The following is a 3,950-nucleotide window of genomic DNA, read 5'->3' as shown; positions in this document are numbered from 1 at the left end:
GACCTAATAATATTCATTAATAAATAAAAATAATAATCCTGCTATAAATGGTTTAGCTGTTGTTGAAACAAAGCTAACCACAAGCAGGATTTTGTTCATTTTATCTGTAATGTTTTTTTAGGAAGTCTTCTGCTACATCTGGAAATAAAATATAAGAAAGAACATCTTCCTCTTTGGTTATAAAGTCTTTTATTTTATTCAGAGTTGATTCAAATTCATCATCAAGTAACTCAGCAGGACGACAATCTATTTGTTTTTCTCCATCTAGAATTTTTTCTTTTAATTCAGGATCAATTTCTCCAGGAGGACGACCGTACATTCCCTTTACATATTTTTTTGTTTCTCTTGAAACTAGTTTATATCTTTCGCCTTGAGCAATATTAAATACTGCCTGAGTTCCAATAATTTGACTTGTTGGAGTTACTAATGGAGGATATCCAAGTTCTTTACGAACCTTTGGTATTTCTTCCAATACATCCTCATAATATTGAGTCATATTATTATCTTTTAATTGCTGTCTTAAGTTAGATAACATACCACCAGGTATCTGATTTTTGATAACTCGTGGGTCAATAGCAAAAGATTTTTCATAACCATCATGAGTATTTCTTACTTTCCTGAAATAACCCGCTATATCAATCACCTCATCTAAATTTAAGTGTGTATCATACTCAGTTCCTTCTAGAGTTGCAATTAAAGACTCTGTAGGTGGCTGAGAATTTCCAGAAGCTAAAGGTGATACTGCAGTATCTATAACATCGACATTAGCTTCTACCGCCTTCAAATAACTCATAGCTCCCAATCCTGCTGTATTATGAGTATGTAATTGTATCAATAAATCAGTTTCTTCTTTTAGTCTCTCTATAATTTCATATGCTCTATATGGTGTTAAAAGACCAGCCATATCTTTTAAACATAGTGAATCAACCTCAAGTTTTTCTAATTTTTTTGCAGTCTCTATATAATGTTCGATATCATGGATTGGACTTGTCGTATAAACTATTGTTCCTTGGGCATGACCTCCATATTTTTTTGTATACTCGATAGATTTTTCTAAGTTTCTAACATCATTTAATGCATCAAAAATTCTTACTATATCAATACCATTACTTATTGCTTTTTCAATAAACTTTTCTAACACATCATCTGGATAATGTTTATATCCCAAAATATTTTGTCCTCTTAATAACATCTGAAGTTTTGTATTTTTAGTTCTTAATTTAATTTTTTCTAATCTCTCCCATGGGTCTTCATCTAAATAACGCATGGCCGTATCAAAAGTAGCACCACCCCATACTTCAAGGGAATGATAACCTACTTTATCCATATCTTCTATTATATCCAACATATTGTTTGTTTTCATTCTAGTAGCTAAAACTGATTGTTGAGCATCTCTAAGTACTGTTTCAGTTATACCGACTTTCATTTTATTCCTCCTTTTTTTATCCTACCAATGATAATAACGCTTCAACGGCTATTGCAGAACCTAATAAAACAGCAGAATTAGGCCTCGTTGCATGTATTAAAATAGATAATTGCCCAATTTACTTCCTTACCTACTCCTGCTGCTCCTATCAGTGGAATAATTTTTGATTTTTTAAATTTACTCATAATTTGGCAAATAACAAACCAACTATTGTTCCTATTGCAATGCAGCTAAACTTAATACTCTCATATAAATAGTTTGTTAAGTTAAAAATAATTATTCTTGCGGTTTAGCCCTAACTCTAAGACCAATGAATATAGTAACAATATTCATTAATATATTTGTATAAGATTTATTTTTTCTATAAAAGACATATATTGAATTAATTGATTTTATCTTAGTTGAACTAAAACTACTTTAACCAAGAATCGATAGTAATGTACCGGCCGCAATTGCAGAACCGATAACTCCGGCAAAGTTTGGTCCCATAGCATGCATTAACAGGTGATTAGAAGGATTTTCTTCCTGACCAACTTTCTGTACAACTCTGGCTGCCATTGGCACTGCAGAAACTCCTGCCGCTCCAATTAGTGGATTAACCTTGCCACCACTTAAGCGGTGCATCAGTTTCCCAAATAAAACTCCTACTGCTGTACCAAAACTAAAGGCAATTAAACCTAAAACTAAAATACCAAGGGTTTCAGCATTCAAAAATGCTTCTGCACTGGCTGTTGCCCCAACAGTGAGACCTAAAAATAAGGTTACTATGTTCATTAAAGCATTCTGAGTTGTTTTAAGTAAACGATCAACTACTCCTACTTCCCGCATCAAGTTACCAAACATCAGGCTTCCTAAAAGTGGTAAAGCAGAAGGTACTAATAAACCACCCAGTAAGGTTACAGCTATTGGGAAAATAATTTTTTCTTTTTTAGTTACATGTCTTAACTGCTCCATTTTTACCTGACGCTCTTCTTTGGTAGTTAAAGCTTTCATAATCGGCGGCTGAATAATTGGCACTAAAGCCATATAAGAATAGGCGGCTACCGCAATTGGACCTAGCAGATGTGGCGCCAGTTGACTGGCCGCAAATATTGCTGTTGGACCATCTGCTCCACCAATAATTCCAACTGCACCCGCTTCTGCAGGTGAAAAGCCAAGAGCAATTGCTCCAAAAATAGTAGCAAAAATACCAAACTGAGCTGCTGCACCCAGGAGAGCTGTTTTAGGTTGAGCAATCATTGGACCAAAATCAGTCCAGGCTCCAACCCCCATAAAGATAATTGGAGGATAAATTCCTAATTTGACCCCCTGATAAAGATAATATAATAAACCTCCAACCTGGCCATCTTTTCCGGCTGCCATTAACCCCCCTAAAGGTAGATTAACTAAAAGCATTCCAAAACTGATTGGCACTAAAAGTAATGGCTCATATTCTTTAACCACTGCCAGATACAGAAGTATGGAGGCAATGATAATCATTATAAATTGTCCCAGTCCCAGGTTTAAATAACCTGTTGACTGGACAAATAGCGAAATCTTATCTAACATAATTTAACCCCCTACTCAATTACCAGCAGTATGTCTTCTGCATCAACACTATCTCCAACTCTTACTTTTATGTCCTTAACAGTTCCGGCCTCAGCTGCAGTAATTTCATTTTCCATTTTCATTGCTTCTAAAACAATTAAAACATCACCTTGACTGACACTCTCACCTTTTTTAACATCAATTTCTAAAATACTGCCCGGCATTGGAGCTACAACATCTCCTTCACCAATATCAGCTGGTGCTGATCTCTCTGTTTCTGGATCTTTTTTAGGCTTTGCTGTAGCTTTTTGGGGTTCTGTTTTAGTTTTAGCTACTGTGCTTTTGCTGCCTGCTTTAGTCGCATTGCTTTCAACAGTTGGACTATTCTTTTCTCTTCCTATTTCTTCAACATTTACAATAAATTCTTCACCATTTACTTCAATTTTAAATTTTCTCATTCTATATTCAGCTCCTATCTTTTTTAGTTTTGATTTCTTTTTTGTATAGAAATTATTTTATAATTCTTTTTATCATTTAGACTCTCATAAACAGCTGCAGTCACTATTGCTACCTTTTCATAGGGCATGCCCTGCTCAGAATCAGCTGTTTTTTCTTCTTTTTCAGCTATATCTTTTTTATTTTTAGTTCTTGAAAGATCGTCTTTCTTTTTACTTTTACTTTCCGGTCCAAAGAGTTTCCCGCTAAAATGGAGGAAAACTGAGAGTAAATAAAGGGAAAGAAAAACCGTTCCCATTCCAATTGTTAATAACTCCAGACCAAGAACATAGTTATTCATACTTTCACCTACTTATTACTATATTTTTTATAGTTAAACAATATTATTATTTGCTTTTAGCGATGATTTTAAGTTGTATATTACCGTTCATTTTATCCATATCATTTTTACGCTTATTGATTGATCATCATCTTCAGGCGATTAATCAGCCTAACTCTTGTCTTTTCCATTTTTATGACATCATTGATCTCTCCTTCTTTG

General features: G+C 34.2%; 4 protein-coding genes. All 4 read right to left on the bottom strand.

Features of this window, described 5'->3' with window-relative positions; genetic code table 11:
• Nucleotides 1–100: 100 nt before the first annotated feature.
• Nucleotides 101–1,426, bottom strand: a complete 1,326-nt coding sequence (locus CI949_RS17920) for a pyruvate carboxylase subunit B (RefSeq protein WP_290768887.1) — start codon at nucleotides 1,424–1,426, stop codon at nucleotides 101–103.
• A gap of 417 nt (nucleotides 1,427–1,843) precedes the next feature.
• Nucleotides 1,844–2,974 (bottom strand): sodium ion-translocating decarboxylase subunit beta, encoded by a 1,131-nt coding sequence (locus CI949_RS17915; protein WP_290768885.1) that lies wholly within the window; start codon nucleotides 2,972–2,974, stop codon nucleotides 1,844–1,846.
• A gap of 11 nt (nucleotides 2,975–2,985) precedes the next feature.
• Nucleotides 2,986–3,411: a biotin/lipoyl-containing protein gene (locus CI949_RS17910; protein ID WP_290768883.1), complete on the bottom strand. Its 426-nt coding sequence runs from the start codon at nucleotides 3,409–3,411 to the stop codon at nucleotides 2,986–2,988.
• A gap of 23 nt (nucleotides 3,412–3,434) precedes the next feature.
• Nucleotides 3,435–3,749 carry an OadG family protein gene (locus CI949_RS17905; RefSeq protein ID WP_290768880.1) on the bottom strand — a complete coding sequence of 105 codons (315 nt, stop codon included), beginning with the start codon at nucleotides 3,747–3,749 and terminating at the stop codon, nucleotides 3,435–3,437.
• Nucleotides 3,750–3,950: the final 201 nt, after the last annotated feature.

The sequence above is a fragment of the Halanaerobium sp. genome (assembly GCF_003070835.1).
The sequence above is the reverse complement of the archived record's forward strand: the minus strand, read 5'-3'. Positions and strand labels throughout refer to the sequence as shown.